Source organism: Paenibacillus vortex V453 (assembly GCF_000193415.1).
GTDB lineage: Bacteria > Bacillota > Bacilli > Paenibacillales > Paenibacillaceae > Paenibacillus_AQ > Paenibacillus_AQ glucanolyticus.
This window is the reverse complement of the sequence record NZ_ADHJ01000037.1, coordinates 418,023-442,546: the sequence shown is the minus strand read 5'-3', so window position 1 is coordinate 442,546 and position 24,524 is coordinate 418,023. Positions and strand designations below refer to the sequence as shown.

The window sequence follows — 24,524 nt, the reverse complement described above, 5'->3', positions numbered from 1 at the left end:
AAGCACGTACGGAAGAGCCTGGATCGATGAATTTCGATTTCAGGCTCTTTTTTGAAGTTTGCATCGATCATGTCAGAGTGGTAGCTTAGGCATTAAGATCATGATATAATTTAAAACAGTGCCTATTTAAGAGGTTTTGTCATGTAAAACCAGAGATTTTGTGGATCTAAGGAGTGACCAAGCATGTCCAAAGAAAGTAAGGACTACTCCAAATATTTTGATTTTTCAGGAGCCAAAGTTCTCTCGGAAGATGAACACGGGAAGAGAATTCGCATCAACGGCCGGGAAATCAATATTCTTTCGGAGCCTAATCATAGACAGGAAAAGCAGCGCGGCAAGCAGAGCGTAGAAGTGCTGTACGATACAGAGCTGCCGGAGGAGTTCCGGCGCATCGGAGCGGGCAAGCATTATATTGTATACACGTATGGGTGCCAGATGAATGAGCATGATTCCGAGACCATTAAGGGATTGCTGGAGCAAATGGGCTATCAAGCCACCGAGGATCGCAAGCAGGCGGATATCATTTTGCTGAATACATGCGCCATTCGTGAAAATGCGGAGGACAAGGTCTTCGGCGAGCTTGGCCATCTGAAACACTTGAAGATCGAGAAGCCCGATATGCTGCTTGGTGTTTGCGGCTGTATGTCGCAGGAGGAGTCCGTAGTTAATCGCATTCTCCAGAAACACGGGTTCGTTGACCTCATCTTCGGTACGCACAACGTGCACCGTCTGCCCCATCTTATACAGGAGGCGCTCTTCAGCAAGGAAATGGTTGTTGAAGTGTGGTCCAAGGAGGGTGACATCATTGAGAACCTTCCGAAGAAGCGGGAAGGGCTTCGCGGCTGGGTTAACATTATGTACGGCTGCGATAAATTCTGTACATACTGCATAGTCCCGTATACCCGCGGTAAGGAACGCAGCCGGCGTCCGGAGGATGTTATAGCTGAGGTACGTGAACTAGCCCGTCAGGGTTACAAGGAAATCACGCTGCTCGGGCAAAATGTGAACGCATACGGCAAGGATTTTGAGGATATCGAGTACCGCTTCGGCGATCTGATGGATGCGATCCATAAGATTGATATCCCGCGTGTACGTTTCACGACATCCCATCCGAGAGATTTCGACGATCATCTGATCGAGGTGCTGGCGAAGGGCGGAAATCTGGTAGAACACATTCATCTGCCGGTGCAATCGGGAAGCTCGCAGGTGCTCAAAAAAATGAGCCGCAAATATACGCGTGAGACGTACCTGGAGCTTGCTCATAAGATTAAAAAAGCGATTCCGAATGTTGCGTTTACAACGGACATCATTGTCGGATTCCCTGGAGAAACCGATGAGCAGTTTGAGGAGACGCTGTCTCTTGTCCGCGAAGTAGGTTATGACGCTGCATATACCTTCATCTATTCTCCCCGTGAAGGAACACCGGCAGCGGTGATGGAGGATAATGTGCCGATGGAGGTCAAGAGCGAGCGACTTCAACGTTTGAATGCAGCTATCAGTGAGTACAGCCGCCAGAGCAATGACAGGCTGCTGGGTGCTACGGTAGAGGTCCTTGTAGAGGGTGTCAGCAAGAACAATGATTCCATGCTGTCAGGGCGCACGCGCACGAACAAGCTGGTGCATTTTGAAGGCTCCAGGGATTTGGTCGGAACGTTCGTGAATGTTCAAATTACCGATACGAAGACCTGGTATATTAAAGGCGATATGATTTCCAATCCGATTCCTGCATCGGATGCTGTATAATAGAGAGGCAGGCAGAAATTTACCACGACGTACGTAAAGGCCGTCCTTGTGAGTTCGGCCCGGCGCTGCGTATATGCTTATAGATGATGAAGAATTGGAGCGATGAACCTTGGCACAAGATCATGTTCGTACGAACACATATGGTATGTCAACATTCAATTCGCGTGAATTGATTATACGCGATGATATTTTGGCAAAAGCCGGTGAGCTGGCGAATTTAATATCCACAAGCGAAGAAGTCCAAATGTTTAAGCAAGCAGAAGAGAAAATCCAAAACCACGAACGGGTTCAAGGATTGATCAAGACCATCAAGAAAAAGCAAAAAGAAATCGTTGCTTTTGAATCCTTTCAGAATAAGGACATGGTTGCGAAAATCGAACGCGAGATCGAAGAGCTGCAAGAGGAGATTGACGGCATCCCGCTCGTTATGGAATTCCAGCAGAGTCAAAGCGATATCAACTATCTTCTTCAACTGGTCGTATCCGTGATTCATGATACCGTTTCGGAAAAAGTCAATGTAGAAACAGGAAAAGATACGCCGCCAAGCAGCTGCGGTTAGGCGATTCGAAGGTGCGGAATGGTTCCGCACCTTTTCTATTCGTATCCATCATGCACAGAATGAGGCTGAATAGGGCATAGTAATCTTATGCAGAAGATGGGATGAGGAAATCCTTGACATCATCTTTAAATATGTCATAATGAAATTATCAAATTAATAGTTATGGTGATGGAAATGACGGATCATGAACAGGCGCCACAGCGCAATGCCAAGAAATATAGAACACCGGATGGTGTACCCGCTGATATCGTCATGTTTACCTTGACGAAGCGGGAGCGGAAGACCTTCACCAAGACACTGCCTATACGGGAGCTTAAGGTGATGCTGATTAGGCGCAGATCATGGCCTTGTGCCGGTATGTGGGCACTTCCAGGCGGTTTTTGCCGTGAGAGTGAGTCTATTTACGATGCAGCCAAGAGGGAACTGAAAGAAGAGACCGGGGTGGATGGCGGTCATTTGGAATATTTGGGTGTGTATAGCGCGCCCGGTCGCGATCCACGCGGCTGGATCATCAGCCATGCGTTCTACGCGTTGGTGGAAGAATGGATGCTGGAGCACCGCCAGGCTGCCGATGATGCAGAAGAGGTTGGACTATTCACGGTAGCGGAGGCTCTGGAGGAGCTGGAGCTTGCTTTTGACCACCGGGATATCATCATGGATGCGTATCGCAAGATTCAGCAGCAAATGCTGCAAACGACGATTGCCAGACAGTTTTTGCCGGAGCATTTTACACTGAGCGAACTGTATCAGGTTATCCAAACCGTCGTGCCGGAGTTCAATGAACCCAACTTTATCCGCAAGATTACTTCTACCCGAAGCAGGCAGGGAATTCTGGAGGAAGCCCGTGATGAGGATGGCAAACCTCTAAACTCGAATCAGTACTCCCAACGACCGGCCCAATTGTATCGATTTACGGATCATGCACCGCTGCTATCTATTTATACGTAACATGTAATCTCAAGCCACTGTTTTTTATCAGCCACATTAATCATTGTACAGAGGAGTGTGTCAGATGAAGGCTTTAATCGTGATAGATTTCACGAATGACTTCGTGGATGGCAGTCTACCTGTAGGCAAGCCGGCCATTGAAATTCAGCATAGAATTGTCGACTTGACCAGACAGTATAATGACCGCGGGGATTTCGTTGTGATGGCTGTAGACCTTCACGAGGAACATGATGCTTACCATCCGGAAACGAAGCTGTTTCCGCCTCATAACATTCGGGACACGCGGGGGCGTGAATTATACGGCGATCTGCAACAGGTGTACGAGGAACGCAAGGAAACGATCTATTGGATGGACAAAACGAGGTACAGTGCATTTTGCGGCACCGATCTGAATCAAAAGCTGCGTGAACGCGGGATTACCGAAGTGGATCTGGTCGGGGTATGCACGGATATCTGTGTCCTTCATACGGCGGTGGATGCCTACAATTACGGATATAAGATTACGGTTTATGAGGATGCTGTTGCAAGCTTCAATCCAGAGGGCCATCAGTGGGCTTTAGGTCATTTTCAAGGCAGTCTCGGTGCAGCGGTTGTGCGCAGTGAAGATGGTACGAAATAAGATGAACGAATTAAGATGACAGCTTGTGAATTGCCCGGAAGCATAAAGGAGCAAACGGGTAACACTGGAGGATGATCGTGATGCTGACAGCAGGATTAGCACTACATACGGACAAATACCAGATCAACATGATGTATGCTCATTGGATTAACGGATCTCATCGTACGCGTGCGGTATTTGAGGCTTATTTTCGTAAGCTGCCATTCGGCAACGGGTACGCTGTTTTTGCCGGTTTGGAGAGGATTGTACATTACATTGAATCGTTGCGGTTCTCGGAAGATGACATTGCCTATCTGGCCAAACAGGAAGAGAAGTATAAACCTGAGTTTTTGGAGGAGCTTCGCCAGTTCAGCTTCCAAGGGAATATTCATTCCATGAAGGAGGGGGCGCTGGTCTTCCCGAACGAGCCGCTCATCCGGGTTGAAGGCACCATATTCGAAACGCAGCTGGTGGAAACCGCGCTTCTGAACTTCATGAACTTCCAGACGCTGATCGCCACCAAAGCCTCCCGAATCCGTCAGGTTGCCAGCGGGGACATCCTGCTGGAGTTTGGCACAAGACGAGCGCAGGAAGCCGATGCGGCCGTCTGGGGGGCGCGTGCAGCCTATCTGGCGGGCTTCCACGCCACTTCGAATATGCTGGCAGGGGAGAAATTCGGTATTCCCACCAAAGGCACGCATGCGCATTCCTGGGTACAGACCTTCCGGAGCGAGCAGGAGGCCTTTGACATATTTGCTGAGGTGATGCCGGATCAGGTCACCCTGCTGGTGGATACGTTTGATACGTTAAAGAGCGGGATTCCGCATGCAATTGCAACCGCGAAGAAGCTGGAAGCCCAGGGGAAACGGATGAATGCCATCCGTCTGGACAGCGGGGATTTGGCTTATCTGTCCATTCAAGCCCGTAAAATGCTGGATGAGGCCGGTCTTGACTATGTGGGCATCGTAGCCTCGAATGATCTGGATGAAGGAACCATTCTGGATCTTAAAGCACAGGGAGCCAAAATTGACACTTGGGGTGTCGGAACCCAATTAATCACCGCCGCAGACCAGCCGGCTCTCGGAGGCGTCTATAAATTGGTAGAGCGTGAGGTTGACGGTGAGATGGTCCCGACCATCAAGATTTCAGGCAATCCCGAAAAAGTATCGACGCCAGGCAAAAAAGAGGTTTACCGCATCATATCCAAAGGCAGCGGTAAAGCCATTGCCGATTACATCTGCTTCCCTGAAGAGGAGATGCCGCCGGACAGCGGGAAGCTAAAGCTGTTTAATCCGCTGCATCCTTATATGCGTAAGAATGTGCAGAACTTTGAGGCTGTATCCATGCTTGAACCGGTGTTCTTGCAGGGTGAGCTGGTATATGAGCTGCCGAAGCTGGAAGAGATACGGAGTTATCATAACACGCAGCTTGATCAGTTCTGGCCGGAATATTTACGCAAGCTGAATCCGGAGATTTACCGGGTTAACCTTAGTGAGCAGGTCTGGGAAGTCAAGCATCGCATGATGGCTGAGTTTATGGAACAGCATGAAGAATAGAAATAGAATTAACCTGTGGAAATAAAATAAGACGCTCCCTATCTGCTGCTTGGCATGCGAGGGAGTGTCTTTTTGTGCATGGCTACAAATCAAGCTGATCTTGAGCTATAACGCTATCGTTTGCATCGCGGGCGATCAGATGAAGTTTATCCTTATTCATGACAGGGTCAGGCTGATGTTCGTAATACCACATGTACAAATCTTCACTGACATATGGTCTTAATTGGCGATAAGGTATAGATGGTGCAGGCTGACCGTTCACATAGATCCGAAGCGGTTCTTCGCTTCTGTATATCCCGAAGGCGAGCGATGAGTGAACATTTGTCTCTGAAAATATGGAAGGCGAAGAGGAATTCTCAGCCGGAGGGTAGAATGTGGATACAACGGACATATCCCATCCGAACCATCCCCTGGTATGGGCTGATAATTGCAGACCCAGTCCAGGTGTGATGACAAAGGCATAGGCTTTATCTGAAGATGCTTTCGGATGTATAATACGGGCATTCTCCACGCTGAAGGGGGCTTCAAGGTAAGCATGGCTTTTATCCAATACAGATGCTTCAACCGAGCGGTAAGTGCTGAAGTATTCGCAGGTCCCTGTAATGATGATAAAGAGGAGACCCATCTGTAAGTACACTTTAAGGCCAGGCCGGGTAATGAAGGGAACAGCTCCGTAGACTAAGCGAAGAAATAAAAGGATAAGTCCCAAGCTCAGAAAAAAAACGAGAAATGAACCGGCGACGCCTCCCAATTCTGTATGTATTCCAATGCTTTTAAGAGCTTGACTGACGGGCTTGCTGGCGATGGGTAACAGAAGTAATGTCACTAAGGTAAGCAGGAACGAAAAGCGGAAGGATGACGCTTGACTTTCCTGTATAGAATTGTTCATAATGTTCAGTTCAACTCCCGTATATGAAGTAGTTATAGCAAGAGGAGGATTCTTTTTTCATCCTAACATAACCTGTAACTACTTTTGAATCTGTTGCTGCGGATTATTTCTCGGGAAAGCGCAGAAATCGCCTTATTCCGGAGGATATGCACAGTTTCAACATTCATGGCGCAGATTTTATACGGGGATACAATCAAAATATAAAACTGAAGGAGTGAGCAGTGTGTGCAGCCAAACCAATTTTCAAGCCTATGTTCTTCGTCAAGAGGAGCAAGAGGTTCGTGGAAGCGTGGAGAACATCTCCATCGATCAGCTTCCTGAAGGAGATGTTACTGTCCGGGTATTGTACAGCGGGGTTAATTACAAGGACGGGCTTGCCAGCATTCCGGAAGGCAAAATAGTGCGCAGGTATCCGTTCATTCCAGGCATTGATCTGGCGGGAACCGTAGTGGAATCCTCGCATCCCGGTTACAAGGAAGGCGATGATGTCCTCTGCACCGGTTATGAGCTGGGCGTATCGCATGAAGGTGGATTCAGCCAATATGCCAGGGTCAAGGGAGACTGGCTTGTGCCTCTGCCGCAAGGCTTGTCACCAAGAGAGGCGATGGCCATTGGCACTGCAGGTTTTACCGCTGCCCTGTCGATTGAGGCATTACTGCGAAACGGACTCCAGCAGAATCAGGGACCGGTTCTTGTAACGGGTGCAACGGGTGGAGTTGGAAGTTTTGCCGTATCGATCCTGAGTCAGCTGGGTTACCGTGTGACGGCATCGACCGGCAAATCCAGTCAGGCGAATTGGCTCAAGAAGCTTGGAGCTGATGAAGTTATATCCCGGGAAGAAACCGAGTCTGTCTCAAAAGGAGCGATAGCGGCTGAGAGGTGGGCAGCGGTGGTGGATCCTGTCGGGGGCAGCCAGCTGAGCTCCCTTCTAAAAAGTGTACAATACGGCGGGGGCATCGCCGTTTCCGGCATGACTGGCGGCGGTGCGTTTGATACCACGGTGTTTCCGTTTATTTTGAGAGGGATTAATCTCCTGGGGATCGATTCGGTATACTGCCCAATGGTCTATCGCCGATCCGTCTGGTCCAGGCTTGCTGATGAATGGAAGCCGACAGCCGTACTTCAAGAAGGAATCAGGGAATACGGGTTGACCGATCTCCCTGACGTGCTGAATACCATCTTGCAGGGAGGAGCAGTCGGAAGAAGTGTCATATCGCTTAAATAATAGCTTGAATTCGCATAATGTTCATTACCCGCAGGCATCCTAAGGCAAGGTAACCTTTGACACCAAGGGAAGGGTGAGTGAACATGAATTATCGCGGGATCGCTGCAGCAGTATTGCTGTGTTCCATTCTTGCCATATCGGTAGGCTGCTCTAAACAAGTGGCCAAGGATGAAATGCGCCTATACAACATGAAGGCTTATGAGGAAGGCTCAAGAGAGGCCCGGATATCAGGACGTGGTATGAACGGAAAGTTTCTTGAGGAGCTTCAAGTTTCTTTTAGCAAAGTGAAGATGCCGCTGACCAATGAGACCTATGCGGAGGATGAAATTGGCAACATCACGTATCAGTACCGGATCAATTATGATGCCAGCCAGTTTATTACCGTCTACGTCTATCAGGATCAAGCGGCCAGGGAAAAAGGAATCAAGGAGATTTTTGGTGTCACGGAGGGTGACGCCAACGTGGCCGGCGGGCACAATTTGATCATCAGCGACAAGGAAACGTCGATCGTCTACACATCGACTGGAGATAAGACGGATAACTATTACAGCCAGGTCAAAAAAATAGTGCCCGCGCTGTTGGCCAAATATCAAGGGCGCGTCAGCAGTTAGTGCGAAAATAAAAGAAAGCCGGATGACTACAAGCATCCGGCTTACTTTATATTCTCCTGGATCTCTCGAAGGGTGATCATGACTTGTGTTTGTCCAGCTCATATTTTATATGTCGCAGCTCTGGCAGAAGAATACGGTTCATTGCAAGCCGTACGGCTCCGGCAGACCCCGGCATGGAGAAGACGGCCGTGTGGCTTAGCGTACCGCCAATAGCACGGCTTAAGATCGCAGCAGAACCAATGTCTTCGGTAAAGCTGAGGTAGCGGAAAATCTCCCCGAATCCAGGGAGTTCCTTGTCCAGCAAGGAGGATACTGCTTCATAAGTGGTGTCTCTGCTGGATATGCCTGTTCCGCCGGTTAATAGCACGACATCAATTCCGGGGTTGCTCACTGCAGTGTATATCAGCTCCCGAATCGTTTCATATTCGTCCTGAACAATGGTGTAGGCCGCAACCGCATGCCCGGCTTCTTCCAGCAAGCCTATCATCAGTTTACCGCTCTTGTCCGTGTCAACGGTCCGTGTGTCCGAGACGGTGATGACCATGCAGTTCACGGAAGCGGGGGATTGCCGTTTATGTTCTTGTGCTGAGTTCATCTGAATCACGACTCCTGTTTAGGTTAATGGTAGGACGCTTGCAGCAGGTGGATGAAATGTAGTACACTCGCTAGCATAATAAATTATGCACGCAAAGGAGTATGGAACGTGGAACACGTAACACCCATATATATTCTATCAGGTTTTCTTGGCAGTGGAAAAACGACCTTGCTTATCCGGCTTATCGCGCATTGGAAGGAGCAGGGTTTGAGACCGGCTATTGTAATGAACGAGATCGGCGAGGTCAATATTGATGGACTTATCGCCGGCGAAGAGGTTCCGACAGCTGAAATGCTGAGCGGCTGCATCTGCTGTACGATTCGCTCCGATCTGTCGTCGGAGATTGCGACGCTGGTTCAGCGGGAGCAGCCGGATGTCATCGTTATTGAAGCGACGGGGATTGCGAATCCAATGGAGATTCTGGATGCCGCTGCGGAAGCTTCGTTATATATGAGAATCGATGTGAAAAAGATGATTACGGTCGTTGACGCCGCACATCTGCTGCATCTGAATGCCGAGCAAAAAGGAAAGACCTACCGACTGATGCAGGAGCAGATTCGCGCGGCTTCCGCACTGATCATGAACAAGATGGATCAGGTCAGCGAACAGGATGAAGAAACGATCCGGCAGTTGGTGGAGCGCTGGAATCCGTATGCGCCGATTCTGCCTGCGGTGCGCTGTGCGGTGAATGTGGAGGAACTGCTGCAAGGTGAAGAGCGTGCGGCGATGGAAACCGGCATTGGAGGGGGCGTGAACCCGGCCAATTTTGATACTCAAGATGCAGGTCATGATCAGCAAACAATGAATGCTCATGTTCGTGAAGAAGATGCCGCGCATTCTCTACATAATGACTCTAGCCATGACCCTACTCATGTTCATTCTCATGACCATAACCACGCGCACGACTCTCACGATCATGTTATGTCGTACACGTATTATTTCAGCCAGCCTGTGAACAGTGTGGAGTTCGAACGTTTGATAGCGGAGCTTCCGAGAGATGTATACCGGGCCAAGGGCATTCTTACCTTTAGCGATACCAACAGCCGTTTTCTGTTCCAGTATGCGTTTGCGAATCCGATTTTATGAAAATCACGCCTCAGGGTCAAGTACCGGACGTGGTCGTGTTTATCGGTGAGCACTTCCAGAAATCGCTGCTCCAGCAGCAGCTTGAAGCGCTGGAGGGGAAGAACCGTTTGGCATAAGCTGTACTGCTGTGGATTCTTTTGGCTAATTGTACCTTGGGCTTCTCCCACCTGCATTTGATTCAGACAGCCATCCAGCGTTTAATACTAAGGCATAGCGTAGTAACTACAAGGAGGATATCCACAATGTTAAATGAACTCAAATATAAAGAATGCATCGAAGCATGTCTCCAATGTATGAACGCTTGCAATGTATGCTATGTATCCTGTCTGAAAGAATACGAATTGGCTATGCTTCGCGATTGTATTGCACTCAACAGAGAGTGTGCCGATATTTGTGCGTTTGCAGCTCAAGCAATGTCACGTAAAAGCCCTTACGTCAAGGAGATTTGCGAACTGTGTATCAAGGCTTGTCTGGCTTGTGCGGAAGAGTGCGGAAAGCACGATCATGAGCACTGCAAAGAATGTGCGGAGGCTTGCCGTAGATGTGCCGAGGTCTGCCAGGAAATGCTGAGCCACGCCTAAAATAGAAGTACATAAACCTGTCCCCTTTGTCAATCAGGGAACAGGTTTTTTGATAGCAGATGGTTTGATCCGCCAAGCCTAGTATGGACTGAGGTTTGGGCGAATGATTAAACAGCAGACAGATGGTTGACTGCTGTGTACAGAAAAGGCGAACCCGTGGGGCCGCCTTTTCTCACTTTAGAATGATTTCCAGTACTTTTCGATAATGGCGTCGCGGCCGGAGTATACTCTGGATTCCTTGTAGTGTTTCGGATTTTTGCGATGGAAGTTTTGATGGTATTCTTCCGCAGGATAGAATACGGATGCTTCCCGGATTTCGGTCACGATCGGTTGATCAAAGCGTCCGCTCTTGGCGAGTTCTTCCTTCGATTTGACGGCCAGCTCGCGTTGTTCTTCATTATGATATAGAATAGCTGCACGGTATTGGCTCTTGCGATCATTGCCTTGGCCTGTAGCGTCGGTAGGATCGATCTGCGGCCAATACAACTCCAGTAATTTCTCATAGGGGAAAATGTCCGGGTCAAATGTAATCTGCACAACCTCCAAATGGCCAGTTTCTCCTGTTAAGACTTGCTCATATGTAGGATTCTCAAGCGTCCCGCCCATATATCCCGATATAATGCCATGAATACCCGGCTGTTCCTCAAACGGACTAACCATGCACCAGAAGCAGCCTCCGGCAAACGTTGCTTTTTGTATCACATTGATTCCCCATTTCTAAGATGATGGTGTGTAATGCTTCTATAAATAAGTAATTATAAGCCCCTATTCCCCATTCGTCTACGATACCTTATTAAAATAATGGCACCCCCTTTGCCCGTCAATTAAAAAAACTTACACGAAAGGTAGCCATCATTGAAACGACGTCCATAAAATGTTATTGTCATGTAAGATACGAGCCTTGTCCAAGAGTAAATGGAGCTGCCGTGCTTTCGCATAGAGAAGTTCTACAATACATACAGCACCAGAACAAGGGGAACAGGAGTTGAAGTGTTTGCAGGAGCTGCTCGAATTAAACGGAGTACATAAACGTTTCGGAAAGTCTGCTGTATTGCAAAATATCAGCTGGAGTTTATCCCGAGGCGAGTGCGTAGCCATAATTGGAGGCAATGGAGCGGGAAAGAGCACCTTGCTCCATATCATAGCCGGACTTGCGATTCCCTCTGAGGGATCCAGAGTTGAACTAGAAGCATCCTTGCGTTTCGGATATGTACCGGAGCGCTTTCCTGCTCTTCGGTTTCGTCCTTCAGAATATTTGCACCATATGGCCAGCATTCAAGGATTGGATACACAAGAAGCGACGAAGCGGATCGATGCGATGCTGAACGTTTTTCAGCTGCAGGACATCAAAATGACATTATGCTCCAAGGGGATGCTCCAAAAGGTCAATTTAATGCAGGCCTTGCTTCGGCAGCCCGATGTACTTGTTCTGGATGAACCTCTGTCAGGATTGGACGAGTCTTCCCAGATGGAGATGATCGGTATCCTAGGCGAAATGAAGAGGCAGGGAACAGCGATTGCGATGTCCGTTCATGAACCCTTGCTGATTGCCTCGCTAGCCGATCGGGTGACACAACTGAAGCGGGGGCGGATGGAACGAGACGGTGTGCTCGCTATCCATAATGTTGACGCAAGAACGAAGCTGGAATTCGCTGACGTTCAACCGGACCGATTGCGGGAGCTGGAAGGGGAGCCTGGATTTCTATATTGGATATCCCGAGGGAATCCGGCATCGATGGTTGTACGCAAGCATTCAGCAGACGATATCTTGCTCCGGATTCTGCAATCGGGGGGATCCATAATCCGCCTTGAGCCGTGGAGCGGGGAGACGATGGAGCAGGTGGAATCTCCTATAAGCCAACAGGTTGAGGGGATGAGGGCATGATAATTCCGTTGATTAAGTACATGCTGGCGAGCTACACGAGATCGTACCGGTATTTCGCCCCAGTCGCCTTTATATTGATCTCGGTGGTATTTATATACTCCTACCGGCCAAATCCGATATTGGACAGTTATGCCGTAACCGCTGTGCTGCTGTTTATCGGTTCAGCCTGGCTCGGCATGAATTTTCTTAATCATGACCAAGGTCGTCAATCCATACTCCTTATTGTTCATAGCGGCAGCTCTAGACGATTTTATACCGCTCAATATTTCACGGTTGCTTTACTGTCTTTGATTTTCAGCTTGTTTGCGGTTCTTTACCCCATCATTTTCGGGATGTTTGATAAGCCGATTACATTCGATGAGCTTGCTCTAGGTTACGTGGGCCATGCTGGACTAGCCTTGCTTGGCATTTCGCTGTCCTTATTTTTTCAAATCAGTTTCATGGAGAATCAGGGGAGAGCAGCCGGCTTGCTGTTCATGGTTATCGTACTTGCATTAGCAGGACAATCCATCGTTCACGGGGCGTGCCGGATTCTTTTGGATTTGTCCCTTATATACTGCCACCCGTCTCCGTTATGATTAATCTGTTTATGCATGCTGAAGGAATGTCTATGCTGATGTTGACGTTGACAATTACATATTTGTTCATATACAGCTTTATTTTACTGGTGATATATCTATGGATTGCCTGCCGCAAGGATGCGGCGAATGCGATCCGAAAAGTAGGTTGAAGTAGGTGCAGTCTTCCTTTACCATATAGGATATACACAAATAGAAACGGTAAAGACAGCCAATACTAGAGGAGGATACCATGAAACAATCTCGACTGTTGGACAGTGACCACTCCAAAGAGCTGTTTGCCTATTTCGGATTAGCGGTGTATTATTCACAGGCTCTTGAGCAGCAGCTTGCGAATTTGTTGATGCTGATCAAGCTCTCCCAAGGGAACGTGCCTTCGGAAGAAGATTTCACGCAGCTATATCAGCGGAAATTAAGCAGTTCTCTCGGTCAGCTGGTGCACGAGATCCAGCATTACTTTCCATTCTCCGAAGAAGAAACACTTCAACTAAAGGAAGTGTGGAAGCAGCGGAATTATATCGTTCATGATTATTTCAAAGAGCGGATTCATGAGACGTTCAGCCCTGCCGGTCGATCCCGAATGATTCGGGAGTTGACTGCATTCAAGGACCAGGCCCAGGCGCTGGAGCAGAAACTGCAAGGATATTCCCGTGAAATGTACGTGAAGCTGGGCTTGGACAGCGAAAAAAGTGTTTAGAAGAAAATAGGGCGGAGATGAAACATATTCCAGCACCTCTGCGTCAGAGATTATAGGAGGTGTAAATATGAAAAAAACAACCAAATTGTTAACTGCAATGCTTGTTACTTCGTCACTACTCGGTGCTGGCGCCGCCTCTGCTTTCACGGATATCCAGGAGCAGAAGCCGCTGCAAATGGTGAAGGAGCTGCAGGCGAAAGGGATTATCCAAGGCATAAGTGCTGACAAATTCGCTCCGTCCAGGACGATTACAACTGCCCAAGCGGTCCAGATGATTGTTAATGTGGCTGATCTGAAAGTGCAGCCGAACTATAGCGGCCGTTCGTTTGACAGCGTGCCGAAGGATGCCTGGTATGCCAACGCCGTGAATATCGCGGTTCAGAACGGATTATCCGTATCCTCAGACATGAAGTGGAATGAACCGATAACGCGGGAAGTGTTCTCGACTCTGCTCTCGGAAGCCATTCAGCAGACGGGAAATTATCCTGTCGTTGCGATGTATCTGCATGTGGCTGACGAGGACCTGATGAAGGAGGAGAGCCGGGGAGCGGTGCAGTTCCTGCTCTTAACCAAAATCGCTAAGCTGGATAGCAATGACAAGTTCCATCCAACGAATCATTTAACGCGGATTGAGGCGGCAGAGCTTGCTTATCATTCGATCCAGTTCATTGAAGAGCACCCGCAGATCACGTTACCCGAGAAACCCGAACAGCCCGAATCGGGTATAAGCACCAGCGTGGTCAAGGTGGATGAATCGCAGAACAAAGTAACGGTAACCAAAGATGATCTGCCAAATCCGGGTTATGGCATTAAAATTTCCTCGGTCGACTATGTAAGTGATTCCGAAGCGGTTATCTATTACAAAGTTCTTGAGCCCGATCCGGATAACATTTACCCGCAAGTCATCTCCAAGTCTTCGGATGACGTGCTGGTGCCAGCCAAGTATTCCAAAATCACGGTCAAATCGGCCGGTATCATTAATTTCACGAAGTGATCTTATAGAACCAGTCCATATATAATGTAAAAAGAAGGCTTTCCCGTGCGAATGTTGCATTCGTGCATGGGGAAGCCTTCTTCTATTTAATCTGCATCGTATATTCTTTCATCAGCTAAACATGGCCACCAGCCAGCTTACTATGGGCAGCGGCGCCAACCGTTTCCTTGCCTTCCGGCAGGGAGGCAGTGCTTCCTTGCTGGAGCTGGTACATTTTGAAGTACCTTCCACCGAGCTCCATCAATTCATCATGGGAGCCCTGCTCAACGATTTCCCCGCGGTGCAGGACCAGAATCTGATCGGCGCTGCGGATTGTGGATAAGCGGTGGGCAATGATAAACGTGGTACGACCTCGCTTCAATACTTCCAGCGCATCCTGGATCAGCGCTTCCGTCTCTGTGTCGATGTTAGCCGTGGCTTCATCGAGAATCAGAATGGCCGGATTGAAAGCCAAGGCCCGGGCAAATGAGATCAGTTGTCGTTGACCGGCAGAAAGCGTACTGCCCTTCTCAAGGACTGGCTCATCAAAGCCTTGCGGCAGGTGAGCCAGCAATCGGTCTGCACCCACATCACGGAGTGCCTGCTCCACCTGTTCCCGGGTAATGCTCGGATCACCCAGGCTGACATTGGAAGCAATGGTGCCGGTGAATAGATAGGGATCTTGCAGTACGATACCCATATGCTTGCGGAGCCATTGTTTCGGAATGTCGGTAACAGGCTGACCATCAATGGTGATGGTTCCTTTCTGTGGATCGTAGAAACGGAACAACAGATTGATGATGGAGCTTTTTCCGGATCCGGTATGTCCTACAAGTGCAACCGTCTGCCCCTGCTTGGCTTCAAATGAAATGTTCTTAAGAACATAATCCTTCTTGTAGGCAAACGACACGTCTTGAAATTCCACATTCCCCATATAACGCGGCATGCCGCCATCGGTTACTTTCTCTCCAGTCTCGTCCATGAGCTCAAATACCCGTTTAGCGGAGACAATGGAGGTATCGAGGGCTGCCAGCTGATTCACCATACCTGTAATCGGCTGGAACATACGGCCGAGCAAATCAACGAAGGCGTACAGCACCCCGATCGATACAATGCCGGCACCGTTCAGCGATGCAGAGCCGAAATACCAGAGAACGACTACAAAGGAAATGTTACGGAGCACATTCACCAGATTGTGGGTGGTGAAGGAGTTCAAGTTCAGCATTTTGTTCTGATGGGCCATGTAGTCCGCATTCAGTGCTTCGAACTCTTCCTGGGTAGCCTTTTGGCGGCGGAATACACGGATGATGGCCATACCTTGAATGGATTCATTGATGATGGCATTGATCTCGCTCAAACGGGAGCGGATCACGGTGTTGTACTTGGTCGCGAATTTGCGATACAGAATGGTCCACACGATCAACATCGGGATTACAAACAAACTGATTAGGCCTAATCTTACATCCAGAAGGAACAGGGCAATGTAGACACCGGTTATATACACGGCTCCGGAGCTGAAGTTGGATAATACTGCAACGAACAGGTCTTTTACCGCCTCGGTATCATTGGTGATCCGGGAAACGACTTTACCTGCCGGCAGGTTATCAAAGAAGTTCACGGGCAGCCGCTGAATATGGGCGTAAACATCGGTACGCAGCTTCTGAATGACCCGATTGGCAGCGGATTGCAGCCAGTAGGTTCTGCCGAATACCGTGATCATGGAAATAAGCAGACAGATCAGGAACAGGCCGACCAGCTTATAAATGCTGGGAAGCTCCGGTTTATAAAATTCAAACAGCTGCTCCTTGGATAATGGGACAGCCGGATACTGCTGTTTCTCCGAGGCGTAAGAAATCGTCAATACACCATCCTGGAAGGAACGTTTGCCTTCTACCCGGGCGACCGGCTCGTTGATGAAATAGAAACTGCGGCCGGATTGGACAAGGCGTACTTCCTGCCCGCGTGTCTCGCCTAGTTGAAAGCGATCTTCACGCTTGTAGTAAGTCCCGTTATACGCAGCAGCACCCTCGGCCTGCGTGGTTTCGTAATAAGGCCGCTCGATGCCAAGTATGTGCTCATCGATCATCGTTTTTGCTATGAAGGGACCTGCCAGTTCTGCGGCAACGCCAATCGCCAGCAGAATTAAAGCCGTGATGAAGGTGCCTTTTGCCGTTAAGGCATACCGGAACAGCCGTTTGGCGATTCCGGATTCATTCGATATGGTTGTATCCGTTGGAGTCAATTAAGACACCTCCTCAGAGGTTAGATTGTTTTCTACTTGCTGGCGTTCGTATTGTTCACGATACCAGCCGCCGAGCTCCAGCAGTTCATCATGCGTTCCCTGCTCGATGATTCGGCCTTCCTCCAGCACCACGATGACATCGGCATGCTGAACCGCCGAGAGACGGTGCGTGGAGATAAGCGTCGTTTTGCCGGCGCGCTTGCTCCGGATGTTGTCAATGATTCTGGCTTCAGTCCGGGCATCCACCGCGGACAAGGAGTCGTCCAGAATCAGGATTTCAGGGTCGCCGATGAAAGCGCGAGCCAGCGAGACCCGCTGTTTTTGTCCCCCGGACAGGGCAACGCCTTTCTCACCCACAAGCGTATCTAGCCCATCGGAGAGGGTAACCAAGTCCCGGTCAAAAGCGGCCGTTGTGATGGCATCCATGATCAGTTCATCACTTGCATCCTTTTTGCCAAACTGGATGTTCTGCCGAACCGTTTTGGAGAATAGAATCTGCTCCTGCGGTACATACCCGATCCAGCTGTGGAGCTGGTCGGTGGAGAGCATCTCCATCGGCACACCGGATATAAGGATGCCGCCGGTTCCGGTAGGATACTCATGAAGAAGCTGCTTGAGCAGCGTAGATTTACCGCTGCCCGTACGGCCTACAACGCCGAGCGTCTGGCCCTTCTGCAGCATAAAGTTGATGTTATTCAAATTATCTATAGTAGAGCTCGGATACCGGAAGGTCACATCCCGAAACTGAATGGTATCCGGAACCTTCACGTCTACAGTCGTTTCAGCATTCGTTACATCCGGCGGAGTATTCAGCGTCTGGTTAACCCGATCCAGGGACGCGTTCCCCCGCTGCATAATGTTGATCAATTCTCCGATTGCAAACATCGGCCAAATCATCATCCCGAGGTACATGTTGAACGATACGAGATCTCCGAGGGTGATCTGGTTCTGGAACACCAGGTATACCCCGTAGGTTAAACCGATTACATAACTCAATCCGATGGAGAAGTTAATGGTCGGTTCGAACAGGGCGTCTACTTTGGCGACGGCCAGATTTTTGCGATATACATCATCCGTGATGTCCTGGAAGCGTTTCTGATCGGCGCGCTCTTGTACATAAGCACGTACGACACGCACGCCTGCAACCGACTCCAGAACCTGGTCATTCATGTCGCCGAAAGCATCCTGCGCCAGCGTGTAGCGTTTATGAATGGCTCTTCCGTAGATCACCATACCAATCGCGATGATCGGCATAGGCAAAATGGCAGCGAGTGTCAGCTTCCAGCTGACAATGAAACCCATGGCGAACAGGACCACGATCAAATATATAGTGGAATCCGTCATGACCAGCATGCCGAAACCGGCGGTGGCTGCCACGGAGCGAAGATCATTCGTTGCTTTTGCCATCAGATCTCCGGTACGGTTTCGTTCAAAGAAAGGCGGAAGCATCCGGAGCAAATGATTCATATACCGGGTGCGGAGCAGGCGCTCTACAAGGTTCGCTCCACCGAACAGTCGATGCATCCATATGTACGTGGCACAGTACACAACAGCGACGATGCCGAGAATCATGAGCAAATACTGGACCAGGGAGGCCCAGGTTATCGAACTGCTGACGATATCGTCAATGGCATTTCCGAGCAAGAGCGGCGGCAGAAGTTCAACCAGTCCGCAAAAGATGAGAAGTGCAAGGCCGATCAAATAACGTTTCTTCTCACGCTTGAAAAACCAGCCTAAATTTTTAAGTACGGCAAACACATTATCCCTTCCTTTCGTATGCAGTTCTGACATCATATCACCCGCAAAAACCAAAAAAAGCACATCATCCGAGGACGGACGATATGCTTCATTAATTTTGAATTTATCATACGCACGGTGATCATGACTTCCGTGCAGCGGTTAGCAGCTTCGTTCTGGTCATTCTTGCGAATGAACGAAGCTTAATGACTATGAGACAGCACCATGGGAGAGTCGATCCATATTTAATTGTAGGAATGGATGCAGATGATCTTTATCCATAGCAATAAGTTTAAACATGTCACTCACCCTTTCTTCGTCATTTTTACAATTTATTCAAATCGCTCTTGTATGGACTGAATTTTATCACCATGAACTGGAATGTGTCAAACTTATTTTTTCGAGAACAGGGCAGGTTATTTCAAACAGCAGGCAGTGGACAACCTTATGTCACTATTTTATTATCAAAATGATTTGTATCCTAACATACGTTTGCGTTATGATAATACTACAACCAAATATGAACCGTTCCTAAGGTCTCCGTCCTTAATAACGATGGGGTCAACATTATATGACGTCTAAGGAGGGTGTACGATACATGCAAATTCAAGTCAGCGATCAGGCGGCACGTTGGTACAAGAAGGAACTTGATCTTCAAGCAGGCACGTTCGTTCGCTTCTTTCCGCGATATAGTTCAGGCGGGGGGCTGCATCCCGGCTTTTCGCTAGGCATTTCAGTAGAAGAACCAAGAGAAGCGGGACTGACAGAGCGTTCGGAAGAGGTAACGTTCTTTATGGAAGAGCAGGATTTATGGTATTTGAACGGTTATACGCTTCGCGTGAAATATGAGGAATCGTTGGATGACATTTCGTATATTTATGAAGAAGAGGGCGCAGTAAATTAACTTGAGTGAGAGACTGCAGCGCCATCTAGGGAGAGGAGGTTCCCAAGATGAGCGTATATCACCGTGATATTCGCCAATACATCGGCAAACGTTCGGTGGTCCGTGTGAAAGCGGCGGTGCTTGTGCTGAACGAGAATGGAGAGATTCTGCTCCTGAAGCGGCAGAACAAGGACGAGTGGGGGCTCCCGATGGGAAGCCTGAAGCCTGGCGAAGCTCTTGAAGATACAGCGTCCAGAGAGCTGTGGGAAGAGAGTGGCCTGACAGCGGATGATATGCGACTCTTGGACCTTGTATCGGGTCCAGAGTATAGGAAGAAGCATCTTGGCGGAGATGAGGAGTATTATGTGATTGGCGTGTATGCAGCAACCGGTCTGCACAGTGCAATTCATCTGTCTCCTAATACGGAAGTATCACTTAAATATTTTGACTTTCATGCATTGCCGGCCATGGATGCCATTACGGTGCACTTGCTGGATAAGGTAAAAGAGAAAATCTGAAAGCCTAGGTGGCATCAGCGTGCATGCCTTCAATTCCCCGCTTGGGGAATTTTTTTCGGTCATAATGAGGAGTCCCTGCCCCATTCAAACCGGGGGAGGGACTCCTTTGCTATATTAGCTTGTGTTCCGCACAATCCGATATCAACCATTAAGTCAGACCGGAAAACGGGACCTCCAGTGCAAAATCAAAATCGTCGATATCATAGACCTGAACAGGAAGAGCGCTATCAACGATACGCTGGATCAATTCGTATTGATCTGTTAGAATGGGAGCTTCCGCTCTTTGGGATGCCAGGAGCAGCTCGGTTTCAATCGGATCAAACGACTCCCCGTACGGTGCTGTGTCCATCGTGTTCATAACGGATACCCGGGTGGTTTCGCCAACGGGAATGGATGGGCTTTTCGCCCAGGGAACTTGAAGGGCCCGTTCGATCTTCTTTTTATTCAACGGCTCTTCAAAATAGGAAATCAATTCGCCGATCTTTATCTTGACGTGCTGATCATCAGCACTGCTGTTCATGAGATGTTCATCGGTGGTATGAAGTTCATATAATTCCAAAATCGTAGTGTATGGAATGATGTATTCGACGGGTTTAGATGGTATTAACAGCTGGCCGTAAATGGCTAGCATAACGGCCTCCGTCACGAAAATTCTGGTCATGACTAAATCCTCCTGCGTGACATGATACTATTTATAAGTTTAGAACTAATAAAGCATTGAAGTTCACAATTGTCAACTGCTCTTCCCCTAACAACCGGGTGGATGTTACGCTATATAAACGTCTATCCATGTACTTTCACAGAAGACAGACCCGCTTTGGAGGGTGTTTTTTCTTGCGATTATCGAATAGGCTCAGCCTCGCGGAAAACTTATAATTCTATAATCTTGGGAAAGGGCTGTTATTACTATTGAAATCATGGAAAATCTATTATCCCTTCGTAAAGCCTTATATGAAGTGGATCATTCTGACTCTCTATTATCGGCATGATCAAATTTGCAATCCCGTTATTACTGCCGATGATCATGAAATACGTTGTTGATGATCTATTGATTAACCAGCAGATGACCATCGAGCAGAAAATTCAGGATTTGATGTGGATTCTGGCCGGTACACTTGTGCTGTTTGTTGTTGTGCGTGGTCCGGTTGAATACTTGAGGCAGTACTTTGCCCAGTTTATTACCAGCCGAATTTTGTTTGATATGCGTAACCGGCTTTATGCACATCTGCAGCGCTTATCTCTGCGTTACTATCAGAATACCAAGGTAGGCGAAGCGATATCGCGTTTTATTAACGATGTGGAGCAGTCCAAGAATCTGGTCGAAGTTGGTATGATGAACATTTGGCTGGACATGTTTACATTGCTGTTTGTTTTGATTGTTATGTTCTTTATGAATCCGGTGCTAACCCTGGTCGCCATCTCGATTCTGCCCTTGTATGGACTCGCGGTGAATCTGCTGTACAAGCGGCTTAAGCGGCTGACCAAAGACCGCTCTCAGGCATTGGCAGGCATCCAGGCGTACTTGCATGAACGGATTCAGGGCATCTCGGTTATCCGAAGTTTCACCCTGGAGCGTTATGACCAGAAGAAATTTGAAGGAATCAACGGAAATTTTCTGAATAAAGCGATGGCCCAGACCCGCTGGAACGCGCTCACCTTCTCGATAATCAATACGCTGACGGATATTGCGCCGATCCTGGTGATCGGTTACGGAGGGTACCGGGTAATTCAGGGGGATCTGACATTGGGTACGTTTGTAGCCTTTTTTGGCTACCTTGACAGGCTGTATGCTCCACTTCGCCGCCTGATCAACTCTTCAACGGTTCTGACACAGGCCTCAGCGTCGCTGGAGCGGGTCAAGGAGCTCATGGACGAGCCTTATGACATCCTGGACCGTCCTGATGCCAAAACGCTCAAGAGAGCCGGACAGATCGAGTTTGATCGTGTCTACTTCAAGTACAATGACGATGCAGGCTGGGTGCTTAAAGATATCAGCCTGACCATTAAGCAAGGCCAGACCGTTGCGTTTGTCGGCATGAGCGGCGGCGGCAAGTCGTCACTCATCGGACTGATTCCCCGATTCTACGACGTGCAGCAAGGCGCTGTTAGGATCAACGGACACGACGTCAGGGATTTGACGCTGGACAGTTTGCGGGGGGCCGTAGGTATGGTGCTGCAGGATAACTTCCTGTTCAGTGGCACAGTTCGGGAAAATATTCTGTTCGGTAATCCGGAAGCAGAGGAAGAAGCGATAGTTGCAGCCGCCAAAGCGGCCAATGCGCATGATTTCATTACTCAGCTGCCGCAGGGCTATGATACCGAGGTGGGTGAACGAGGCGTTAAACTTTCGGGAGGACAGAAGCAACGACTGGCGATCGCCCGCGTCTTTCTTAAAGACCCGGACATTCTGGTCCTCGATGAGGCAACCTCGGCGCTGGATCTGGAGTCGGAGCACCTGATACAGCAGGCGCTTGCCTCCCTGTCAAATAACCGTACAACCTTGATAGTTGCTCATCGCCTTTCGACGATTACGCATGCCGATCAGATTGTCGTGTTAGAGAATGGCCGGATTACAGAGCAGGGCACGCACAGCGAGCTGATGAATCTCGAAGGAAGTTATGCGAGATTGTATAACGTGCAGCATTTGGAGACTTAAAGCTGCAGGGGGTGTTCAGCAATAAGCGGAGGGTATCAAAAATGGAAAAGGTGTACAAATAAAGGCAACAATATCTGAAAAAAGCACTGCCTTTGAGGCAGTGCTTTTTTCAAAATTGTTATTTATGAGAACGTTCATCATAGTCGATAGACTCCTCGAGTTTCATTGTTGCTTGTAATTCCTCTTCAAGTTCCTTCATCGAAGTCTTTTTTTCAGGTGTCATGGATCTTACCGTGATCGAAGTGCCCGGAGGGATTTCAATTAGGTGAGACTTTCTATAACCTTCGTCTACTGGCATAATCAGTTCTTCAACTGCTAGAGGGTCAGGAGCGCTTTTTTCACTTGCATCTGGAGCTTTGGGTATATCCGTATTTTCTTTGATTTGCGATCCTGTATTTGTTTCATTATCAGATGCAGGTGTAGAACGAGAAACTTCCACCTCATTTGTTTTAGTTTCGTCTATAGGTTTTAAGGTAACTTCATTTGATTGAGCTTTAAATTGACTTTTTTCATCTTCTACTACTTTGGGCGTGTTGCTGGAAGCCCATGCCGCTGCTGTTGTGCTAATTGCGGCCACCAAAAATACAGCTGTTATCGTGAGGTACACTGTTTTCTTTTTCAATTTCTTTACGCTGAGCATAATCGTTAATCTCCTTTTTAATTGTTTTCCGTCACCGGATAAGGAGGCACAAAATCGTACGGGTAAATTTCTTGATCCTGCCATGACGTTCAAGATGGTTTCTCCATAGCGTTTTCGTTCGGCGTAGGACATCCCTTTTACGACTTCTTCATCACAAGAAAGCTCGCTCCATGTGTGAATGTCCTTCTGAAGAATGTGTACCAAGGGATTAAACCAATGTAAGGCACTGGCTCCCAAGGTGAACGCCTTGACCCATAAATCTTTTCGCTTCAGATGAATCAACTCATGATGGATCACCATACCCATATCCATGTCTACGGTATTCTCCATAGGGAGATAAATGGTTGGCTTCCAAAGGCCGACAAGCACTGGACTCCGAACGGCAGAACTGTACGCAAGCTGGACCTTGCTAGTAACACCAAGAGCTTGCTTGGTAAAAAGGAGTTGTTTAGCTGCTTCACTATTCTCCGAAACGGAGGAACGCGTCTGTTCCAGTATTTTCAATAATCTGCGATAAGAAACGGTCTGCCAAGCGGCAAAGGCTACAGCTCCGAGTCCCCATAGACTGAGGAGGAGAAGGGCTATATGGGTTGAAATAGTCTGCTCTGCCATAAATGGCTTCGGATTGAACCCTGAATGTCCAGGTAGCGTATGTTGTACATTTAATGGCAACTGGTTTGAGATGGGGGTGGTTGCTTTAAACTTGAAAGTAAAGAACCGTGAAACCCACTGTATACCAAGCACTACAGGTAGAAGATAAAAGCCTAAAGCCATTTTGCTAATTCTATAACGCCATTTTGGTGGAGTAGCATGGATGGATACGATCCGCAGTAAAAGAATACAGACTACGACGACACTTCCGGCAACGGTAAGGATAGACAGCAATTCAAGTATCGTATTCATAAGGTGCACCTACTTTTCCGAAAACCATTTCTTCAGTTCTGAAATGTCTTCATCTGATAGCTTGTCGCCATCGTATAGAGCCGATATTAGGTTTTTCACCGAGCCTTGATATAACCCGTCCAGCACGTTTTGCGTTTCGAGTAATTTATAATCTTTAGGAGAAATGAGAGGCATATATTGATTTGTCCGTCCATGCCTCGTAACTGCAAGCGCCTCTTTGTCCACCAAGCGCGATAAAAAGGTGGATATAGTCTGCGGTTTCCATTCCCTTCCTTTTTGAGAAAACAAACGCAGAAGTTCGGTGGATGTCACAGGCGGCGTACACTCCCAAATTACTTCCATTAGTTCCATTTCAGTATCCGATAATTTTTGTACCTGTTTCACGGTGAGCACCTCTTGAGTTCGTTATGCGTCCATAACG

At 48.4% G+C, this 24,524-nt stretch carries 22 protein-coding genes and 2 pseudogenes; 16 read left to right on the top strand and 8 right to left on the bottom strand.

Features of this window, described 5'->3' with window-relative positions; translation table 11 throughout:
• Positions 1 to 183 precede the first annotated feature (183 nt).
• The 5 genes from miaB (at position 184) to PVOR_RS19830 (ending at position 5,404) form a co-directional block, all read left to right on the top strand.
• Entirely contained in the window at positions 184 to 1,743 is a 1,560-nt protein-coding gene (gene miaB, locus PVOR_RS19850; RefSeq protein WP_006211245.1) for a tRNA (N6-isopentenyl adenosine(37)-C2)-methylthiotransferase MiaB, read from the top strand.
• 109 nt (positions 1,744 to 1,852) lie between these two features.
• Positions 1,853 to 2,302 carry a RicAFT regulatory complex protein RicA family protein gene (locus PVOR_RS19845; RefSeq protein WP_006211244.1) on the top strand — a complete coding sequence of 150 codons (450 nt, stop codon included), beginning with the start codon at positions 1,853 to 1,855 and terminating at the stop codon, positions 2,300 to 2,302.
• Between the two features lie 162 nt (positions 2,303 to 2,464).
• On the top strand, positions 2,465 to 3,250 hold the full coding sequence (locus tag PVOR_RS19840) for an NUDIX hydrolase (protein WP_040680747.1): 786 nt from the start codon (positions 2,465 to 2,467) through the stop codon (positions 3,248 to 3,250).
• 64 nt (positions 3,251 to 3,314) lie between these two features.
• Positions 3,315 to 3,869, top strand: coding sequence for a cysteine hydrolase family protein (locus tag PVOR_RS19835; protein ID WP_006211242.1), 555 nt, complete (start codon positions 3,315 to 3,317; stop codon positions 3,867 to 3,869).
• Positions 3,870 to 3,949: 80 nt separating this feature from the next.
• On the top strand, positions 3,950 to 5,404 hold the full coding sequence (locus PVOR_RS19830) for a nicotinate phosphoribosyltransferase (RefSeq protein WP_006211241.1): 1,455 nt from the start codon (positions 3,950 to 3,952) through the stop codon (positions 5,402 to 5,404).
• An 82-nt stretch (positions 5,405 to 5,486) separates the two neighbouring features.
• On the opposite strand, the gene PVOR_RS19825 is transcribed toward PVOR_RS19830, so the two are convergent.
• The gene (locus tag PVOR_RS19825; RefSeq protein ID WP_234973026.1) at positions 5,487 to 6,041 is read right to left on the bottom strand and encodes a hypothetical protein; all 555 of its coding nucleotides are present in this window, start codon (positions 6,039 to 6,041) and stop codon (positions 5,487 to 5,489) included.
• Between the two features lie 475 nt (positions 6,042 to 6,516).
• Here PVOR_RS19825 and PVOR_RS19820 point away from each other — a divergent pair, with 475 nt between their 5' ends.
• Both PVOR_RS19820 and PVOR_RS19815 read left to right on the top strand, forming a co-directional pair.
• Positions 6,517 to 7,518 carry an NADPH:quinone oxidoreductase family protein gene (locus PVOR_RS19820; RefSeq protein ID WP_006211239.1) on the top strand — a complete coding sequence of 334 codons (1,002 nt, stop codon included), beginning with the start codon at positions 6,517 to 6,519 and terminating at the stop codon, positions 7,516 to 7,518.
• Positions 7,519 to 7,601: 83 nt separating this feature from the next.
• The gene (locus tag PVOR_RS19815; protein WP_006211238.1) at positions 7,602 to 8,129 is read left to right on the top strand and encodes a hypothetical protein; all 528 of its coding nucleotides are present in this window, start codon (positions 7,602 to 7,604) and stop codon (positions 8,127 to 8,129) included.
• A gap of 76 nt (positions 8,130 to 8,205) precedes the next feature.
• Here PVOR_RS19815 and PVOR_RS19810 read toward each other — a convergent pair whose 3' ends face one another.
• Positions 8,206 to 8,724 (bottom strand): MogA/MoaB family molybdenum cofactor biosynthesis protein, encoded by a 519-nt coding sequence (locus PVOR_RS19810; protein ID WP_006211237.1) that lies wholly within the window; start codon positions 8,722 to 8,724, stop codon positions 8,206 to 8,208.
• Positions 8,725 to 8,832: 108 nt separating this feature from the next.
• Between PVOR_RS19810 and PVOR_RS19805 the strand changes: the two are divergent.
• Positions 8,833 to 9,926 (top strand): annotated as a pseudogene (locus PVOR_RS19805) (CobW family GTP-binding protein).
• 126 nt (positions 9,927 to 10,052) lie between these two features.
• Positions 10,053 to 10,391, top strand: a complete 339-nt coding sequence (locus tag PVOR_RS19800) for a four-helix bundle copper-binding protein (RefSeq protein ID WP_006211234.1) — start codon at positions 10,053 to 10,055, stop codon at positions 10,389 to 10,391.
• Positions 10,392 to 10,568: 177 nt separating this feature from the next.
• On the opposite strand, the gene msrA is transcribed toward PVOR_RS19800, so the two are convergent.
• Positions 10,569 to 11,090 (bottom strand): peptide-methionine (S)-S-oxide reductase MsrA, encoded by a 522-nt coding sequence (gene msrA, locus PVOR_RS19795; RefSeq protein ID WP_036642461.1) that lies wholly within the window; start codon positions 11,088 to 11,090, stop codon positions 10,569 to 10,571.
• A 286-nt stretch (positions 11,091 to 11,376) separates the two neighbouring features.
• On the opposite strand from msrA, the gene PVOR_RS19790 reads away from it, so the two are divergent.
• From PVOR_RS19790 to PVOR_RS19775, 4 genes are all read left to right on the top strand, one after another.
• Positions 11,377 to 12,276, top strand: a complete 900-nt coding sequence (locus tag PVOR_RS19790; RefSeq protein ID WP_234973025.1) for an ABC transporter ATP-binding protein — start codon at positions 11,377 to 11,379, stop codon at positions 12,274 to 12,276.
• Positions 12,273 to 12,854: a hypothetical protein gene (locus tag PVOR_RS19785; protein ID WP_006211231.1), complete on the top strand. Its 582-nt coding sequence runs from the start codon at positions 12,273 to 12,275 to the stop codon at positions 12,852 to 12,854. Before PVOR_RS19790 ends, PVOR_RS19785 begins: the two co-directional genes overlap by 4 nt.
• A 232-nt stretch (positions 12,855 to 13,086) precedes the next feature.
• A complete protein-coding gene (locus tag PVOR_RS19780) occupies positions 13,087 to 13,551 on the top strand; it encodes a hypothetical protein (RefSeq protein ID WP_006211229.1) in 465 nt (154 codons plus the stop codon).
• A gap of 67 nt (positions 13,552 to 13,618) precedes the next feature.
• Positions 13,619 to 14,545: an S-layer homology domain-containing protein gene (locus tag PVOR_RS19775; RefSeq protein ID WP_006211228.1), complete on the top strand. Its 927-nt coding sequence runs from the start codon at positions 13,619 to 13,621 to the stop codon at positions 14,543 to 14,545.
• Between the two features lie 115 nt (positions 14,546 to 14,660).
• Here the strand turns inward: PVOR_RS19775 and PVOR_RS19770 are convergent, their stop codons facing one another.
• Together PVOR_RS19770 and PVOR_RS19765 are read right to left on the bottom strand one after the other, a co-directional pair.
• Entirely contained in the window at positions 14,661 to 16,766 is a 2,106-nt protein-coding gene (locus tag PVOR_RS19770) for an ABC transporter ATP-binding protein (protein ID WP_006211227.1), read from the bottom strand.
• On the bottom strand, positions 16,767 to 18,524 hold the full coding sequence (locus PVOR_RS19765; protein ID WP_036642464.1) for an ABC transporter ATP-binding protein: 1,758 nt from the start codon (positions 18,522 to 18,524) through the stop codon (positions 16,767 to 16,769).
• A gap of 577 nt (positions 18,525 to 19,101) precedes the next feature.
• Between PVOR_RS19765 and PVOR_RS19760 the strand changes: the two genes are divergently transcribed.
• Together PVOR_RS19760 and PVOR_RS19755 are read left to right on the top strand one after the other, a co-directional pair.
• On the top strand, positions 19,102 to 19,407 hold the full coding sequence (locus PVOR_RS19760; RefSeq protein WP_006211225.1) for a HesB/YadR/YfhF family protein: 306 nt from the start codon (positions 19,102 to 19,104) through the stop codon (positions 19,405 to 19,407).
• A gap of 47 nt (positions 19,408 to 19,454) precedes the next feature.
• On the top strand, positions 19,455 to 19,904 hold the full coding sequence (locus tag PVOR_RS19755; RefSeq protein ID WP_006211224.1) for an NUDIX domain-containing protein: 450 nt from the start codon (positions 19,455 to 19,457) through the stop codon (positions 19,902 to 19,904).
• Between the two features lie 148 nt (positions 19,905 to 20,052).
• Here PVOR_RS19755 and PVOR_RS19750 read toward each other — a convergent pair whose 3' ends face one another.
• Complete coding sequence (locus PVOR_RS19750) at positions 20,053 to 20,565, bottom strand: hypothetical protein (protein ID WP_006211223.1); 513 nt, start codon at positions 20,563 to 20,565, stop codon at positions 20,053 to 20,055.
• A gap of 248 nt (positions 20,566 to 20,813) precedes the next feature.
• Between PVOR_RS19750 and PVOR_RS19745 the strand changes: the two are divergent.
• Positions 20,814 to 22,560: pseudogene (locus tag PVOR_RS19745) on the top strand (ABC transporter ATP-binding protein).
• A gap of 118 nt (positions 22,561 to 22,678) precedes the next feature.
• Here PVOR_RS19745 and PVOR_RS19740 read toward each other — a convergent pair.
• The gene (locus tag PVOR_RS19740; RefSeq protein WP_006211221.1) at positions 22,679 to 24,103 is read right to left on the bottom strand and encodes a M56 family metallopeptidase; all 1,425 of its coding nucleotides are present in this window, start codon (positions 24,101 to 24,103) and stop codon (positions 22,679 to 22,681) included.
• A 9-nt stretch (positions 24,104 to 24,112) separates the two neighbouring features.
• The gene (locus PVOR_RS19735; RefSeq protein WP_006211220.1) at positions 24,113 to 24,487 is read right to left on the bottom strand and encodes a BlaI/MecI/CopY family transcriptional regulator; all 375 of its coding nucleotides are present in this window, start codon (positions 24,485 to 24,487) and stop codon (positions 24,113 to 24,115) included.
• Positions 24,488 to 24,524: the final 37 nt, after the last annotated feature.